The sequence below is a fragment of the Timonella sp. A28 genome, assembly GCF_051200815.1.
In the GTDB taxonomy this organism is placed as follows: Bacteria; Actinomycetota; Actinomycetes; order Actinomycetales; family Cellulomonadaceae; genus Timonella.
Map to the genome: position 1 here is coordinate 1,292,756 of NZ_CP195159.1, position 17,532 is coordinate 1,310,287.

Below are 17,532 nucleotides of genomic sequence, written 5' to 3' on the forward strand. Positions count from 1 at the left end.
TAGGGCAGTGTAACGGCAGGTGTTGAGGTACACATCTTGTATCGCAACACCTGCCGTTCGGCTAGAATTACTCCAGTTACCAAACGAGGAGTCAGGTTGTCACTAGTCAGAGACCTTCGGTCAACGTGGAAAACCGTACAGCGAGTTCGCCGTTCCCGAAGACTCAATCGCACATTCGAAGATGTCATGCAAGAGCAAGAAATCTTGCAAGAAAACCACTTTGAGGCTGCAGTATATTTTGCGGATACCCCACGCAATATTTACCAACTGCGTCAGTGGTACCAGCCTTTCGAGCAGCTCGCTGAAAAACATCCCGTTGTACTTGTATTACGGTCTAAAAGCACTGTTCTGCGGGCAATTGAGGAAACACATCTCCCTGTCGCGTACTGTCCCGCAGTGTCCGACCTCGAAGAGCTTGTTCTTACCCAACGTTTTGGTGCCGTGTTTTACCCTAACCAAAACGCAAAGAACTTTCAGATGCTGAGAAACCATGGTCCTGCACATATTTGGATCAACCATGGTGAATCTGATAAAGCCTCGATGACAACAAACCAGGTCAAAGCATACGATCAAGTTTTCGTTGCAGGTCAGGCTGCTGTTGATCGCCTAGAACGCAATGTTCTTGGCTTCGACGTGGCCAACCATGCACTTGCTATAGGCCGCCCGCAAATCGACTGTGTTTACGAACCAGAACCATTGCCAGAAGACGGACGCACAACACTCTTCTACTCCCCCACATGGGAGGGTGACCGTCCAAGCATGAGTTATTCCTCTATAACGTCACATGCACAAACCATAATCGATGCGATCATAAGCAACCCTGAGTATCGCCTTATTTTCCGCCCACACCCAAGCACAGGAAACATTTGCCCAGAGCACAAGCAGGCTTTGGACGAACTCATCCGTCGCATCGATTCGGCGAACCATGCTGATCCTCAAGCGCATCACCTAGTTGACCAGTCTCGAGACTTTGGTTGGCAGCTTTCTGTCGCCGACTACTGTATTGCAGACGTCTCTGCTGTTGCCTTTGACTGGCTAGCTACGGGAAAGCCCATCTTTATCACTGAGCCTGTAGGAGAAGAAGTCTTCCTAGAAGACGAAGGCCTCATCGCCCGCCTGCCAAAATTAGATGTTTCAGAAGCACATAACGTGCTTGCTCTCTTCGAGCAGTATGGCGAACAAGGGTTGGAAAGCAAGCTCCAATCCCTCACGGAATACTACTTCGGTGATGTACAGCCAGGTAAAAGTATGGAGCGTTGGATAGCTGCTGCCTCTCAAACCATTGTTGAGAGACAGCAACTCATTGAACAGTCAAAGAGCCGTTCACAACACGTAGAAGATGTGTAACGACTACTTAGCGTCTGCGTGATACGCGGCGAGGGCCTCTTTAAGAGGCGCGTCAAGCGCGAGTTGGCCTTTACGCATGTAAAGGCCTCTCGTGCAGAACCGCTTTAAATCCTTGTCTGAGTGAGAGACAAGGAAAAGTGTTTTACCCTCAGCAAGCATGCCCTCAATATGCGTATAGCATTTCTCTCTAAATGCTTTATCGCCAACCGCAAGGACTTCGTCCACAAGCAAAACAGGCGCTTCAACACGTGACATAACCGCGAATGCCAAACGCACTTTCATTCCTGACGAAAAATGGCGGAATGGCGTTTGTAAGAATTCACGGATTTCCGCAAACTCTACAATCTCGTCGTAGAGTTCATCTATCTGCTTTTTAGGCATCCCGTGCAGCCCAGCAGCCAAATATATGTTGTCGTGAGCGGTTAAGTCTGGAACAAAACCACCCGTGAGTTCAATAAGCGGGGCTACTGGTCCGTTCACCGACACAGACCCTGAATCTGGAATCATCACGCCAGAGACAAGTTTCAACAGCGTCGATTTACCGCCACCGTTTCGTCCAATGAGTCCGATCGCTTCGCCTGGCTGGACTTCAAAAGATACATCTTTTACGGCCCAAAAACGGTCAGATTTGACCCCCGAGCGACCACGTGTCAAAAATTCGCGGGCGCCCATGTTCCTTGAGCGTTTACTGAATTCAACGCCTAGGTTCTTTGCCGCAATCATGGGGCCAGTAACGTGCACATCAACCATGATTTATAGCTCCTTCAAGATTTGGTTTTCGAGTTTTGCAAAGACTCGCCAACCAATAAAGAAAATAATGAGGCTTACGCAAGCAGACGCAATGACAGCATCCCAATGAAGCTGGTCAGGGAAGAAACCGGAACGATACAAGGAAATCAGGCCGGCCATCGGGTTGAGAATGTAAAGAGTGCGGATAAATCCAGAGATGCCCGCCTCGTAAATATCCCCTAAACCGTAGATCACTGGCGTTGCATAAAACAAGAAACGCATACCAATTTTGACGATACGTTCAACGTCTCGCACCATAACGACTAGAGGCGAAATGATGAGCCCCAACCCTGTTATGAGAAGAATCTGGATGATCATCGCTGGAACGAAGTAGAGTAACTGCCAATTAAAAGCAGCACCTCCGAAAATCGCAAAAGCAAGGATTACTGGCAAGGAAAGCAGAAACTCGATTCCCTTAGAGAAAACCAGTCTCACTACCCAAATTTCGCGAGGAAGAGCAGTCGAACGTATTAACCGTGCAGACCCACGTAGAGCATTCGCAGAGTCATTAATTGCGTTTTGAAACCAGTTAAAGGGCAGCATCGCAGCTAATAAAAAGACGATGTAAGGGTCTTCTCCCACACCTCGTGAAAAAATTTTGGTGAAAACGAACCAAAAAATTAACGCCATCATTAATGGATCAAGAATCGACCACACATATCCAAGTACTGAATCTGCGTACCTCACTTTGAGGTCACGACGCACTAGAAGTGCAAGGATTTTACGGTTTTTGACGAGGTTCCCTATGCGGGAGAAAGTCCCCGGTTGGTTTGCGCTCAAGCGCTGCCTCTCACTTTCAATGAGTGTCTTGCGTGTATTAGGGACTGTTGTTAAATCACTTCGTTTGCGCGTGCGAGGTCTTCAGCAAAATCAACCTCAACAGCGTACAAATCAGAAATGTCGACAGGAAGGACCTGTACGTTGTCTTGCTCAATAGCGATTTCGAGACCACGCTCAAAGTAATCTTGTTCGTCAACCTCGATGAGACGTTGAATGAAGACTGCTTTATCTGCCGGAGCAATAAAGTTAATGCCGACGGCCTCACCTAATGCTTCAGTAAGCGGTACTTGCTTGGACAAAGCTGCAATATGCCCGTTTTCGTCAACTGTGTATTTGACTTCTTCCTCAGCTGTTTTTGCAGTGTTAACGCAGACAAAAGATTGTCCCTGCTCAACAAGAGGCTCAACGCGGCGCAATACCTCTGGGTGGAATACAACATCACCGTTCATCCACAACACGCCTCGGTTACCGGTCGCTTTCAATGCTTTCAGCAGTGACTTTGAAGTGTTTGTTTGATCAAATACTTCGTTGTATACGAAAGCGATATCTGGAGCAGATTCGAGGATCTGTTCAAGTTTGAAGCCTACGACAGCCATAGCTTGCACATTATCGCCAAAGGCCTCGCGCACGTTTCCTAGTTGTTGCGCCAGAATTGTACGCCCGTCTTTCAATGGGGTAAGAGGTTTCGGAAAGGGTTGCCCTAAACGAGTTCCCATTCCTGCAGCAAGAATAACGACTTGAAGATCCACGAGGTTCCCTTCTCCATGCGACACTGAGGTCGCGCTTTCAACTAACAATAATATCTGTTACCTCACCTCAAAAGAACTTTCCAGATGTGTAGTTCTCCCGTGTAAAGCGTGTCGACTAGTTTTCTTTTTGTACTGGTAGCAGCGTTTCCCACACGTCTACGGACTGTATTTTTGATGTGGTGTACGCATCCGTAGTTTTTTTCCACGTACGAAACAAAGCCCAATGCTGCTTAACGATAGTTGCGATAAGCCGTCTGGCCTTGTGCGAATCAAAACGCAATACCGAGGTTACTGCTTCGTTGTCCTCAGCTGTCATTAATACTTCGGTCACGCCAAGGCCGGTATTCCACGTAAATTCGCTTGCACGAACACTACGAATTTTCGGTTTTTTACTCGAATAAACAATCTGACTGATGGCTGTCACAACATCCCAAGGATGCTGCGGCACTGATTCTTTAACATCGCTATGCTCGCTGTGTGGTTCTGCCTGGCCAAGAGCATCAATCAGAGCTTGTGCTTTATTACGTGATTCAACGATATCTGGTGATATCCATTGAGGCCCTGCAACAAATTCGTCGACAGCGTTAATCCATAATTCTGCTGTCACGTACTGCAAACTCAACACATGTTTAATTTGGTGAATGAGAGAATCAACGATAATTCCCCGCCCTGCACCATATTCAGCAGCAACTGCAAAACGGTTACGATGCATCATCCACGAAGACCACGATGCTGAGGTTTGCTTTGCAGCCCACGTCGGATGCCATACCGAGATACCTGGCACTACGGCCCGCGCTATTCCCTGGCGCCCAGCACGTAAACCGTATTCTGCGTCGTCCCATTTGATGAAGAACGGGGCAGGAAGCCCTAAATGCTCAACAGCACCTTCAGGTAAGAGTGTCCCCCACCAGCCTGTGTAATCTGGTTTCACATGCGGATTCAAGAAATTCCATTGAGTTGGCCCACCAGTAACGAGGCTCTGTGTACGGGTGACCCTATCAATAGCGCCCCATTGGAACGGTCGACGTGCAATACCCTCTGCAAAGGCTTCGAGCTCAACATGTGACTCTGCAGAGATGAGACCCGTACCAATAATTGTTGGGTGAGCAACTGCCCCAGAAATTTCCATGGCACGACGCAAAGATTCTGTATCGATATGCGCGTCGTCGTCAAGCAGAAGAACAGGATCAGTATTCCATCTCAGGCTTTCGCGCATGCCGCGAGCATAGCCGCCTGACCCACCAAAGTTTCCTTGTTCAAGGAGAACAAGACGGTCCTCATGCTGACGTTGCAATGGTTCAAAACGCGGATCTGCCCGTACTGTATCGCCTTGGTCTATCAGTACAACGCGACCAACAAAACTTTGAGCTGACTCGTTCAGAAGATACTCTGCCTGGTCGAGAGCATCCCATTCACGACGAAAAGTTGGCACAACAACAGTAACTTTTCGATCTGTCCGATAGTTTTTCTGATCTTTTCGCGGCACATGCCACGAATATTCAGCAAGGCGAGCCGACTGGTTGTCTTGTGCCTCTACAGTGATCCACGCAAAACGAATATGTGGCGATCGTGCAAGCCAAAACTTCCATTCGCCATCAATGTTCTCCTGTGCCACTTCAAGGTGTTCACCCTTGTCGTTAACTGTATGAACAGTTACAAGCCCCTGGCCGGAAACCCGCAGTTCTGTGGGACCAGAACCAAAAAGCTGATGCCACCAAGCAATAGGAGCGGCATTAAACCACGTTCCCAAATCTATGCGTGCGCCTGCAGCTAGTTCATATACGCCGCGAGTTTCTGTGACGTTTCCATTCGTTCGAACATAGAGTTCCTCTGTGCCTGCCTGATGAGGTGCCACAAAGTTTAAAACGTCAACGGTGCTGCGCCCCATCAGTCTTCCTCTACGACGTCCGTAAGCGGGGCACCTTCACGAAAATGCGGCGCAATTTTGTTATCAAACATCGACAGCGCACTGCCGATCGCCATATGCATATCCAAATATTTGTATGTGCCCAACCGTCCACCAAACAACACGTGAGGTTCGTTAACTGCCAACTGACGGTATTGCAGCAATGTTTCGCGGTCTTGCGCAGTGTTTACTGGGTAGTAAGGCTCGTCATCGTGCTCAGCGAAACGCGAGTACTCGTGCACAATCACAGTTTTATCTTGTGGATAGTCACGTTCTGGGTGGAAGTGACGGAACTCGTGAATACGCGTGAAGTCTTCTGACTCATCGGCATAATTCATGACGGAGGTGCCTTGGAAGTCCCCCACCGGAAGCACCTCTTGCACAAAATCAAGCGTGCGCCATTGCAGATCGCCACGAGAGTAGTCGAAGTATCGGTCAATTGGGCCCGTGTAAATCACGGGAATACGGCCAACAACTTTTGATTTGGAATACTCATGTGAGTCATCAAAAAAGTCAGTATCGAGCAACACAGTAATGTTCTCGTGCTCTGCCATACGCTCCAGCCACGCAGTGTAACCATCCGTAGGCAAGCCTTCATGAGTGTCATTGAAGTATCTGTTGTCATACGTGTAACGCACTGGAAGACGAGAAATGATTGATGGCGACAATTCCTTTGGATCTGTCTGCCATTGCTTCGCCGTATAGTTTCGAATAAAAGCGTCATACAACGGTCGGCCAATAAGCGACACACCTTTTTCGTCAAGGTTTGTGGGATGCTTGTCACCCAGTTCCGCTGCCTGCTCTTTAATGAGCTCTTTTGCCTGGTCAGGAGTGTATGCGGCCCTAAAGAACTGATTAATTGTTCCCAAGTTAATGGGCATTGGAAAAACTTCGCCTTTGTGCGTCGTATATACGCGGTGCACATAGTTAGTAAATGAAGTGAACCTGTTGACGTACTCCCACACGCGCTCATTTGATGTGTGGAACAGGTGGGCACCATATTTGTGGATTTCAATTCCGGTTTCAGGTTCAACCTCGGAATAGGCGTTTCCGCCGATATGGCTGCGTCGTTCAAGCACGACAACTTTCAGCCCCAACTCGGTAGCACAGCGTTCCGCAATGGTGAGCCCAAAGAACCCAGATCCAACGACGATCACATCAGCAGACAAGTTTTTCTTCTTCCTTCTTGCACACAAACAGCGGATTAGGAGTACGACGCTATACGCGCCATTTCTTTGTCACGAATTTCGATGAGACGTTCAACCGCATCGATGAAACGTTGAGTGGAGGCCCCCGGCGTCAAGTCGCCTAAGTAGTATTCAGCGAGTTTTATGCGCTCATCCCGTGTCGGATCATTGTCTAGATGCTCGTCGACAAGTTCAAGAACGGTCTCCATGTCGGCGACATTTAGCCGTGGCGCGAGCTCAGTTAATGGAGACTGCGCCACAATAGCGGTCTCTTCAACAGGAACTGTAATAATTAACGGCTTCTTACTTGGCAGCCAGTCCATAGCAACACCTGAGATATCGCAAATCATGATGTCGGCGTCCGCAAACGAGTAGGCAACATCACCAGACGAATCAACACGATGGACAGTTTCTCCAGCACGAACGTTAGCTTCTTCAAGGAGTTTTCTGATCTCTGCGTCCGCCTGCCCATACGAGGCAACACGCACACCTGTGAGTGGATGCGGACGATAAATAACTGCATAACGGTCCGAAGAAAGAAGTGCGTCAACGAGCGCAACGCCGTGAGACTCTATAGAGCCGTAAGCAGCAGTTGGTTGCCCGCCTTCCCACGACGGCGCATACAAAACAGTCGTACGAGCATCGGAGCTCTCTCGTGCATGAGAACGCTCAAGCTGCCCATCAACTTGTGGACGCCCCACGGGAATGCATTTCTCGTGCGCATCATAAAGAGTCGAATATTTTGCCATGCGATCAACTGCAGCTTGACCGGCAACAAAACTAAAGTCGTAAGCTTTAGTCTGGTTCGAGACCGTTACTAATTTATCGCTGTCGCCGTGCATCAATGAGGCATGAACGAGTTGACCAAAACGCAGGTTTGAGAAGTTCTCAGGATTGTGGTTGACGTACAAACACACCTTCATTGCAGGCGATTGCGAAAGGATCGAATCAATCGTGGTGTAATGCGCGATAGTAAAGACGTCTAAACCTGTTGCCTCACGAATTACAGCAGCGGTACGAGAGTCCATGCACACGACAACTGTTTTGTGGGCTTCATTGAGCGCTACAAACGTGTCATACCACTGTTCAATTTGATATAAGGCTTCTTGCGTATCAGCGAAATACACCATCACTTCGTACGGCCAAGCGGCGCCTTTAAGTTCTGCATCCTGTCCATTACGGTCAGGGGTTCCTGCCGGTGTAAGACCAAATTTCCGGATGATTTTGCCGCCTGAGCTGCGAATCGTCCGCTTCAAGCTCTTACCACGTGCCTGCATTATGATCCCGTCTTTGAATGTTTCACGCCTTTACATGGTACGCGTTATGGCTGCGCTGGGATGCCACGCTTTCCTGTCCGCAACACAATCTGACGATAACCAAAACGACGCACAGGCTCCGGCACCAAACGATAACCACAACGAATGACAACATTACGAACAAACTGAGTTCTACTCGTAAAGCCCATTGCCCGAAGTTTGCGTTGCAAAGCCCACTCAGACCGTAGTAGTCGAGTACCTCCGCGCCTACCGTAAGCACCTGCGCCTACACGATACTTCAACAGAACATCCGGAATGTTTGCACTGCGTACACCCGCATGCAACATTTTTGCGAACAATAAATAGTCTTCCATGAGATCAAGATGTTCATAGCCGCCGACACTTTCAACGGCAGATTTTCGATACACAACTGTCGGATGGTTGAACGGGTCATGAAACTTCGCGTACGTGACTATATCTGCATGGTTAGTTGGCTGTGCACGGACGGTAGACGTTGCAGTCTCGTCGTCCTCAAACTCTGCTAAAGCTGCGCCGACCAAATCGATTCCTTGTGCAATGACAGGAATTTGGATTTCAAAACGCTTAGGCACGGAAATATCATCTGCGTCAGAGCGCGCGACAACGTCATGCGTGCACTCACGTAATCCCACGTTGAGAGCGTTTGAGAGCCCACCGTTTTCTGCAATGACAACAAGCTTATGGGGAATACTCACCGCTGCGAGGGACTGCTTTACTGCGTCTTCTAATTCTGCAGACACCGGCCCATCCTGCACCACAACTAGTTCATGAGGTGCCAATGTTTGATCGGTAGTTACAGACTCGATCGCTCTCACCACAAAGTCAGCATGGTCACCTGCATAAAAAGGCAATAAGACACTAAATAATGGCATTTCCATATTAAGCTCACACTCTTATTTTTGTTAAATATTCATCAAGAATTTGAAAGTGAGCCCTCGATGCTAGAGATGTTTTCCGACACAGTACCAAGTCCCGCTAAAACAGCAGTGTTATCTAAAGGACGCGTTCCAAAACCTCGTCGTAGTCCTCGCCATCCAACTTCAAGCAAAAGTTTTTTGTTCTGGGAAAACCGAACAGTTCTAAACCACCGTCGAAGTGAAGAGCCTGTGTACAAGAGCCTCTCAAATGGCGTCAGACCTGACGAGAACCTGAGGAGCCACACTTTATTTCGCACTTCGTAGAAGAAGCGCTCTCCAGGGTCGGCATCTGTTGATCCAAAGTTTTTAGTCAGATGAAGAACTTGCGAAGCATGAGAGGCAAGGCCAACGTCTTTTTTCAACAAACGCAAAGAATACTCAAAGTCATCATTCCAGATGAAATAATCAGATACGGGCAAGCCTTGCTCACGAACCGCGGGAACTGCAATGAGCATCGATACAAACGACGAAGAGCGAACAGGGGTAGCTTGCACCATGCCCGCTGAAATCATTTCACTCTGGCTTGCACCTGGACGTACACGTGGGGTGTTCATTGGGTGCTCTCGCCCGTCGTGCCACACGACACGGGAACCGACGAGCGCTACCTCTCCAGGGTAGTCATCAGCGCATTTCAAAAGTTCTTGCAAGGCTGCTGGCTCAGGAATCGTGTCATCATCCATGAGCCAAACACAATCAGCGTCAAGAGTTTCAGTGGCATATGCAATACCTGCAGCAAATCCTCCCGCTCCGCCTGTATTACGAGTCAACACAACGACTTCGGCCTTTAATGAATGTTCCTTCGCAACTTTTTCTGACTTATCAGTTGAAGCGTTATCAATAACGAGAACGGCATCCAACGGCCGAGTTTGCGCTTGTAAAGCATCTAACGACTGCTGCAATAGCGTTTCACGGTTATAAGAAACAACGACTGCAACCACACGTAAATCAGCGGTGGCTTTAGCCTCTAAGCCCTTGAACGTCACTTTTTGCCCTATCTTCTCGTTACGTTTTCTGCATACCACTTCGTAAAACACCATGCGAGTCACACAAAATATATTCTTAATTTTAGAAACGATGAACAGTTAAACCACACGATGCGCTACGCTCGTCGACTCTAGCACTCGCGAGAACTTCAACAAGATGCTACTATGCCGAACTGGACAATTTTCTTGTTTCCGGCAGGCCCCTCTGCTGAGGCATGAAGATCACAGCGTTCTGCTTAAAGCTCACACCGAAAGATTGAAAACAACAGTTAGACTATGCTTGAACGCTAGCAGAAGCTAACACAATCATTATTTCGCGATTTCCGCTTCAAACCGAAGATCAGGCAACTCAAACATGAAGAACACGCTCCACCGCCTTACAAAAGTTCAGCGAAAACTTAAAAACGCTGCCGCTCAAACAAGACGAGCCACAACTGAAAACATGCGGATAGATGAGAGCAAAGTCCTCTACGAGGCTTATGGCGGCAATGGCATGCTTTGCCACCCTGAAGCCATCTTCAACGAGCTTTTAGCTGATCCAAATTATCAGCACCTGAAGCATGTTTGGGTTTTAAAAGACTTGAAACGATTTTCAACACTAGTTGAAGAATTTTCCAATCGGAAAAATGTATCTTTTGTAATTTACAACTCTTACGAGTATTACCGCGAATTACGTACTGCAAAATATTTAATAAACAACGTAACTTTCCCACAACAGTTCTCCAAGCGCCCCGGCCAAATATATGTGAACACTTGGCATGGTGTACCCCTGAAAAAAATGGGATATGACATTCCGGGTAAAGCAATCGAAACAAGAAATATGATTCGTAATTTCTGGGCGGCCGATTACCTACTCTCAGCCGGCCCTGAAATGACAAACACAATGTACCTCGGTGCGTACAAACTGAAAAATGTTTTTAACGGAAAAATCCTTGAACTTGGAAATCCAAGGATTGATAGGCATTTTTCTGCTCGCGCTAATAGCGAACAAGCAAAAGAGCTATTTCAACAATACGGCTTAAACCTTGATGAGCGAAAAATTGTGCTCTATTGCCCAACGTGGAGAGGCGCTAACTACTCATCACCTGAAGACAGCGCATCTGATCTTCTAAAGGTTGTTCAATCATTACAGGAGTCCTTAGACTCTACACAATATAGGGTTTTGTTAAAGGCCCATCAAGTTGTCGCAGATAAAGTCGCAGATAAATTGGGCGACTCATCGATGCTTGTACCAAATGACATTCCCACGAATTTGATTCTAGGATTAACAGATCTTCTGATCACAGATTACTCTAGTGTTTTCTACGATTTCTTAGAAACAAAGAAGCCAATTGTTTTTTACACTCCAGACTTAGAAACATACAAGACTTATAGAGATGTATACAAAGACATCACTGAATGTCCAGGGTACATCACTCAAACACAAGATGAATTAAACAGTACTGTCAAAACAGCACTTTCAGGTTCATTTATCGATCCGGAAATTTCACAAAAATACGAAGAAGCCTCTAACAATTATTGTGCTTCCGATGATGGTAATGCTTCCAAGCGTGTTATCGATGTAGTTTTCGGCGGAAACACAACACTCTCGGGAATTCGATCTGATTTCTCTGATGGTCGTAAAAAAATTCTTATCTACATTGGAGGCATGGCTCCTAATGGAATATCAACATCGGCTCTAAACTTACTTCAAAATATTGATTACGAACAATTTGACGTAACTGCACTAATACCTTACACACGTGAAAATAAAAAGATTGCAAACATTCGCCTAATTAACGAAAACGTTCGACTCATAGCGCGCGATGGAACTTTCAATGGCGGTTATTTCACAAATCGAAAACGAAACGTTGAATTGAATCGTACGTTAAGTCGTAATGGTCATCTTTCAAAGCGGACGCAACGCTTATGGAAAGATGAATGGAATCGAATATTTGGCGATACAGAATTCGACTACCTCGTTGATTTTTCAGGGTACAGCCCTTTTTGGAATTGCCTTCTCATAAGTTCGGAAAACGGAAAACGATCTGTTTGGTTACACAATGACTTAGCTGCCGACGCTGAGCGGACGGTTCAAGGAAAAAAGCATCTCAAATCTGGGCTGTTGGGTGTTTTTGCTATGTATAAACATTTCGACCGACTGGTTTCTGTATCTGATTCACTTTCAGAAATCAACAAAACGAACCTTCAGGGTTACTCATCTCAAGAAAAATTTGTCGGCTGTCGTAACTCAATTCATATTGATCGAATCAAAAGTTCAGCCACAAATGTCGTTTCTAATCAACAATTAAGCACGTACAATGTAAATCAAAAAACACAGATCAATTTACTGCCTGAAAGCACTTTAGCCGAAGTTTCCGCAACACTTGCAGAAAAACTTCCAGCAAACGAATTAGCGAATGAGTTAAAAAGGCAACTTTCACTTTCTGAGATTTTCCCATCGGATGGAACTGAATATACTTTCATTTCAGTTGGTCGACTATCACCTGAAAAAAACCATCAACGCCTCATTCAGGCTTTTAACATAGTGCACGAGGAACACCCCCATACACGTCTTGTTATAGTAGGGTCTGGCCCGCTAGAAAAAGATCTTGCTGCTGAAATACGGACTTTAGGTTTACAAAAATCTGTATATCTTGCAGGACACAGAGATAATCCATTCGAATTGATGGCACGCGCTAATTGTTTTGTCCTCTCCAGTAATTATGAGGGTCAACCAATGGTAATTCTCGAAGCTCTCACGTTAAAGCTTCCTGTTATTACTACACGATTTGGTTCAGCAGAGTCTGCGCTACCTCCCTCTGAAGGTCTCATCGTCGAGCAATCCGTTGAAGCCTTAGCTGATGGACTTCGTTCTTTCATAAACGGGAAAGTCAACACGCCAGACTTCTCGCCCGAGGCTTACAACGAAATTGTAATGTCTGAGTTTTACTCTGCTATTGGCGCAGATTATCCCGCAAAAAAATAGCCACTTCTAAATAAGTTGTGTGTTACACATTATGTAACACACAACTTATTACTGTTACTATGACATTTTTTTGTGAAGATCTAACCAATTTTTCCTCCACTGCTTTTCCGAGTTTTTCTTTGCTGTTTTTTTCGCCCCCTCTACACATTTTTTCCATAAAGATTCATTAGTTAAAATGCGTAACATCTCACCTGCTAATTGTTCTTGATCTCCGTCTTTGACTAAAAGCCCGTTTTTTCCATGTTGTATAAGCGCTTGAGGACCATAAGGTGCCGCATAACCAACAACAGGGATACGTGAAGCCATACTTTCCAAGATTGTTAGACCGAAACCTTCAAATTCAGATGTCACCAAAGAAATATCTGCGTCTTCGAGAACTGGCTGAGGGTCGCTCAAGTAACCATGAAATATAATACGATCTACATGACCTAAATCTTTTGCTAATTTTTTAAGGTTCGCTTCTTCAGGGCCTGCCCCAACGATTTCAAGCGTTACACCTTCAAGGTTTTTTGCGATTTTAGAAAAAGCTTTAATGGCATGATCAAAACGCTTTTCTCGCGCAAGCCTTCCTATTGCAACAATTTTTTTATGTGTTCTTATTGTTTCTTTATTTCCACTGACTAATGCTGGAGCAGCATGCGGAATAACGATTGTCTTTTTTTCCTCTTGAGCAATATCAGAAACGTATTCTTCTCTCTGTTGCTCAGTAAAAAAACAGTCATATCTGTATTATCAAGTGTTTCTTGATAATGAGATACCCAAGCTTTTAATTTAGACCCTTCGCGCACATCCGGATCCAAATGCGTAGTGTGTATCGAAGTAACAATTCGATAATTTGGATGTGACACATATAGAGCGAAAGAAGTTCGCGGTTCATCAGTATAGATGACACCCGCCCCTATTTCTTGCAATTTTCTTTCTAACCAATACGAATTTACCCACCGTAGGTCTTTATGCAAGAAAGGTGAACCGTCTTTTAGTGTCAAACACCTATATTCATACCCATTTTCAGTTACCCACGATGAAAGGTAAGGCATCTTATTTTCATTAAAATATATGCGATACCGGACTTTACCGTTATCATCGTAATATTCACAACGTGAAGGACTACCGTCCCGCCAATATGTAAAACGGTTCTTCCTAACCCAAGGGCGCTCTTTATCGTGGTGTTCCAAATACTGCGGGCGTCCTTGAGGATCTTCAACTTTTAGCCCAAGGAACATACCCTCTTGATAGTAGCGGAATAATGAATTTCTTCCCGATTTTTCTCTTACAGTAAAGAGGTTATCTTCTGTAAAAATTTCGTTAAATTCTTGCGCTTTTTCATCTCCTATTGGAGGGGCTATTTTTTTAAAGTCTTCAAAAAAATTCAATAACTTTACTTTTTTTGGTATATCTCCGCTTTCTTGAAGCTTTTCAAAAATTTCTTTTATTGTCGGCTGATAAGCAACAGTAAGCAAATAAACTTCATTTTCTTCACTAAGAAGTTGCAGTCTCTTGAAAACAGCCTTCGTTAGGCCGCCTCTGTTAAACCCAAGACTATCCATAACTTGTATTACCGGTTTTGCCATTTTTACCCCATCTAAGTAAATAGCTTCAAAATTAATAAAACTTGTTTTCCGGCTCATCACACGACTAGTTTTTACATTTCCCGTGCTTCCTCTACAAGAAGAACTGGGATTCCTTCACGAATTGGGTACGCCAATTTGTTGTCCTCGGCTGTGGATTGTAGTTCGGGTTCCCCTGTTGGGCCTTCGCCACGTTCCAACGTTGCCCCTGAAACTGGGCAACGCAAAATATCTGTGACCCATGGGTCTAGTTGAATGTTTTCCATGATCTTCCGTTCAGTAGCTTTTCATATACGTTAGGTCACTGTGCACGACGCACATGTTGAGTCACACGAGGCTAGTTTTCGGCACGGATGAGCGTAAGCACATCATCACGCACTTTAACCATCATGTCTTCGTCGGCTGCTTCAACGTTGAGGCGCAGCAAGGGCTCTGTGTTAGATGCTCGTAAGTTAAACCACCATTGCGGGTGGCTGTTCCAGTGAGAAATTGTAATTCCGTCTAGTTCGTCAACTTCGACATCTCCGCCGCCTTTTTCTTCTACATAGGCGCGGATAACACGGGCCTGTGCGGCAGGAATATCTGCGATTGTGGAGTTAATTTCTCCTGAAGCGACGTATGGTTCGTACATTTCTGAAATTGCGGAAAGGGGATGTTGCTGTTCCCCGAGTGCGGCTAGAACATGCAACGCGGCGAGCATTCCGGTGTCTGCAAAGAAGAAGTCACGGAAGTAGTAGTGGGCTGAATGTTCACCACCGAACACTGCATCGTATTGTGCCATTTCGGCTTTAATAAATGAGTGTCCAACCCGAGTGCGCACCGTGTTGGCTCCCGCTGCACTCATGAGGTCGGGGACAGCTTGCGAAGTGATCAGGTTGTGGATGATCGTTGGGGTACGACCTTCAGAGGTTTCACGCCGGACTTCTCGCAGTCCCACCAACGCAGTGATCGCAGAAGGGCTGACGGGATTTCCTTGTTCGTCGACGACAAAGCAGCGGTCTGCGTCTCCGTCGAATGCTAACCCGATATCGGCTCCGTGTTCCACAACCGCTTTTTGAAGATCAATGAGGTTCTTCGGGTCTAACGGGTTGGCTTCGTGGTTGGGGAAGGTGCCATCGAGTTCAAAATATAGGGGAACGATTTCGAGTGGGAGTTGAGGTAGTCCTGCGCTGGTTTCTAACACTGCAGGAACGGTATATCCGCCCATTCCGTTTCCGGCATCAACGACGACCTTCAACGGTCGAATACCTGAAATGTCGACTAACGCCCGTAAGAATTTGGCGTATTCGCTTAGCGTCGATCGTTGGGTGACTTGACCTAGTTGAGTCGCAGCGCCGGGCAGCCCGTATGCAAGATATTGTTCGGCGAGTTCTTTCATTCGGCTCAAGCCGCTGTCTTGTCCTACTGGACGTGCGCCAGCACGGCACAGCTTAATGCCGTTGTATTCTGCGGGGTTGTGGCTTGCGGTGAACATTGCGCCGGGTATGTCAAAGACACCAGAGGCGTGATAGAGCCCGTCGGTTGAGCACAGCCCAATATGGACGACGTCAATTCCTGCGCTGGTTAGGCCTTCAACAAAAGCGTCAACGAGTTCGGGTCCAGAGTCACGCATGTCGTGTCCGACAACGACGCGTGGGCGTGCTGTTGCTTGAGACAAGTCTGCTGGTGTGGCGTCCCCTGCATCGCCTGCGTCTGGGATAACGACGACCGTTGCGAAAGCTGCGCCGATAGCACGTGCGACTTCGGGGCTGAACGGTGTTGGAACTATTCCTCGTACGTCGTATGACTTGATGAGGGAAGACAAATCAACTGGTGATGCTGTGTTCTCGTGACGCATACCCCTAAGCCTATCGCTTAGTTGGTGCCGATTAGTATTCGGCTAGCCGTCTCCGCGTAGAACACGCAAGTGGCCTCGTCGTGCTATTTCGCCTTGTTGTACAGGTTGCGGATCTGCTGCGTGTCGTGGACGAACCATATCTTCTGCTGGAATGAATCCTTGCGGCACCACAGACTCAGCGGCCGTTTCATCAACTTTCACTGCGTCAGCTAGTGCAGCCCAGTCGTCATCTGGTTCGCTTAGAGGCTTTGAGATTTCAATTTTTCGTTGTTCGTATTCGGCGGCTTGAGTTGGTTCAGCCTCAAGTGTGTTGTCCGGTGCAGGAGTGCCGTGTGTGGGCCCTTCTTGTGGGGCTGTCACTCTTACGACTTCCCACCCACGTGGAGCTGTGAGTCGATCAGCGTGTTGCTGGCATAAATCGTAGCTGTGTGGTTCTGCTGCTATAGCAAGTGGGCCAAGGACTGCCGTTGAATCCGAATACACGTATGTCAAGGTTGCAACGGCTTGATGTGTGCACGCTGTTCTGGAACATTGACGGGAGAAACTCACAGCCCTGAATCTACTCCGTATATTCACAAAAACTGTTGTCACACGCCGAGTTATGACTGTCACACGTGACACATAGGTCAGATAATTGTGTTTGGGCCTCTGTTTTGAAAGGGTTCAGATTTCTATTAGATGGGCATACATGCTTATGACGACGACACCTCGTTCCCCTGCTGAAGAGCCTCAACGCGACTTTGATGTGGATCGTGTGTGGGCAACGTCAGAAAACGTTGTGACGCGAACGCGGCGTGATCGACGCGGCCGTGGTTTACGTGGGCTGATGTTCCCTCCGTTCCATCCGGCTTATCGCACTCGTCGTGAGCGTTTTGATGAAGCTGTTGTCACCTATGTATCCCGGCTGGAATTAACGTGGGGAAAGCAGCTCAAAGGAACTGAGTTTGCTGTTGAAGAGGTGCCACCATCCGATCCGTCTCCTTGGGAAACCGGTGGGGTTCCGTTGGGACGTTATTTTCCCCCTGTCGCAGGCCAGCCTGGTCGTGTCGTTATTTATCGACGTCCCATAGAAGCGCGCGCCCAAGAACCAGATGAGTTATCTGGTCTTGTTCGTGATGTCATCCTTGAAAATATTGCTTTTTTGTTTGGTTGTGCACCAGACGAAATTGATGGTGATTATCAAAGCTAAAAACTTTCCACCGGGTT

General features: G+C 46.9%; 16 protein-coding genes. 3 read left to right on the forward strand and 13 right to left on the reverse strand.

The features are described from left to right. Positions 1–96 precede the first annotated feature (96 nt). On the forward strand, positions 97–1,347 hold the full coding sequence (locus ACR9EC_RS06045; RefSeq protein WP_435298351.1) for a CDP-glycerol glycerophosphotransferase family protein: 1,251 nt from the start codon (positions 97–99) through the stop codon (positions 1,345–1,347). 3 nt (positions 1,348–1,350) lie between these two features. Here ACR9EC_RS06045 and ACR9EC_RS06050 read toward each other — a convergent pair whose 3' ends face one another. The 8 genes from ACR9EC_RS06050 to ACR9EC_RS06085 form a co-directional block, all read right to left on the reverse strand. Further along, complete coding sequence (locus ACR9EC_RS06050) at positions 1,351–2,097, reverse strand: ABC transporter ATP-binding protein (RefSeq protein WP_435298352.1); 747 nt, start codon at positions 2,095–2,097, stop codon at positions 1,351–1,353. A gap of 3 nt (positions 2,098–2,100) precedes the next feature. After that, complete coding sequence (locus tag ACR9EC_RS06055) at positions 2,101–2,916, reverse strand: ABC transporter permease (protein WP_435298353.1); 816 nt, start codon at positions 2,914–2,916, stop codon at positions 2,101–2,103. Positions 2,917–2,966: 50 nt separating this feature from the next. Beyond that, on the reverse strand, positions 2,967–3,665 hold the full coding sequence (locus ACR9EC_RS06060) for an NTP transferase domain-containing protein (RefSeq protein ID WP_435298354.1): 699 nt from the start codon (positions 3,663–3,665) through the stop codon (positions 2,967–2,969). 115 nt (positions 3,666–3,780) lie between these two features. Further along, complete coding sequence (locus ACR9EC_RS06065) at positions 3,781–5,553, reverse strand: glycosyltransferase family 2 protein (protein ID WP_435298355.1); 1,773 nt, start codon at positions 5,551–5,553, stop codon at positions 3,781–3,783. Beyond that, the gene (gene glf, locus ACR9EC_RS06070; protein WP_435298356.1) at positions 5,553–6,740 is read right to left on the reverse strand and encodes a UDP-galactopyranose mutase; all 1,188 of its coding nucleotides are present in this window, start codon (positions 6,738–6,740) and stop codon (positions 5,553–5,555) included. The genes ACR9EC_RS06065 and glf overlap by 1 nt, the downstream gene beginning before the upstream one ends. Before the next feature lie 35 nt (positions 6,741–6,775). Beyond that, a complete protein-coding gene (locus ACR9EC_RS06075) occupies positions 6,776–8,014 on the reverse strand; it encodes a CDP-glycerol glycerophosphotransferase family protein (RefSeq protein WP_435298357.1) in 1,239 nt (412 codons plus the stop codon). A 65-nt stretch (positions 8,015–8,079) separates the two neighbouring features. Further along, positions 8,080–8,925, reverse strand: coding sequence for a glycosyltransferase (locus ACR9EC_RS06080; protein ID WP_435298358.1), 846 nt, complete (start codon positions 8,923–8,925; stop codon positions 8,080–8,082). Positions 8,926–8,966: 41 nt separating this feature from the next. Then, the gene (locus ACR9EC_RS06085; protein WP_435298359.1) at positions 8,967–10,007 is read right to left on the reverse strand and encodes a glycosyltransferase; all 1,041 of its coding nucleotides are present in this window, start codon (positions 10,005–10,007) and stop codon (positions 8,967–8,969) included. 301 nt (positions 10,008–10,308) lie between these two features. Here ACR9EC_RS06085 and ACR9EC_RS06090 point away from each other — a divergent pair, with 301 nt between their 5' ends. Then, a complete protein-coding gene (locus tag ACR9EC_RS06090) occupies positions 10,309–12,921 on the forward strand; it encodes a CDP-glycerol glycerophosphotransferase family protein (protein WP_435298360.1) in 2,613 nt (870 codons plus the stop codon). Between the two features lie 57 nt (positions 12,922–12,978). On the opposite strand, the gene ACR9EC_RS06095 is transcribed toward ACR9EC_RS06090, so the two are convergent. The 5 genes from ACR9EC_RS06095 to ACR9EC_RS06115 form a co-directional block, all read right to left on the reverse strand. After that, on the reverse strand, positions 12,979–13,596 hold the full coding sequence (locus ACR9EC_RS06095; RefSeq protein ID WP_435300620.1) for a glycosyltransferase: 618 nt from the start codon (positions 13,594–13,596) through the stop codon (positions 12,979–12,981). Then, positions 13,542–14,552: a hypothetical protein gene (locus ACR9EC_RS06100; RefSeq protein ID WP_435298361.1), complete on the reverse strand. Its 1,011-nt coding sequence runs from the start codon at positions 14,550–14,552 to the stop codon at positions 13,542–13,544. The genes ACR9EC_RS06095 and ACR9EC_RS06100 overlap by 55 nt, the downstream gene beginning before the upstream one ends. Positions 14,553–14,563: 11 nt before the next feature. Next, positions 14,564–14,755, reverse strand: a complete 192-nt coding sequence (locus ACR9EC_RS06105; RefSeq protein ID WP_435298362.1) for a Trm112 family protein — start codon at positions 14,753–14,755, stop codon at positions 14,564–14,566. Between the two features lie 71 nt (positions 14,756–14,826). Then, the gene (locus tag ACR9EC_RS06110) at positions 14,827–16,326 is read right to left on the reverse strand and encodes a phosphomannomutase/phosphoglucomutase (RefSeq protein WP_435298363.1); all 1,500 of its coding nucleotides are present in this window, start codon (positions 16,324–16,326) and stop codon (positions 14,827–14,829) included. A gap of 42 nt (positions 16,327–16,368) precedes the next feature. Next, positions 16,369–16,875 carry a DUF3499 domain-containing protein gene (locus tag ACR9EC_RS06115; RefSeq protein WP_435298364.1) on the reverse strand — a complete coding sequence of 169 codons (507 nt, stop codon included), beginning with the start codon at positions 16,873–16,875 and terminating at the stop codon, positions 16,369–16,371. Between the two features lie 145 nt (positions 16,876–17,020). Here ACR9EC_RS06115 and ACR9EC_RS06120 point away from each other — a divergent pair, with 145 nt between their 5' ends. Further along, a complete protein-coding gene (locus ACR9EC_RS06120; protein WP_435298365.1) occupies positions 17,021–17,515 on the forward strand; it encodes a metallopeptidase family protein in 495 nt (164 codons plus the stop codon). The last annotated feature ends 17 nt before the right edge of the window (positions 17,516–17,532 follow it).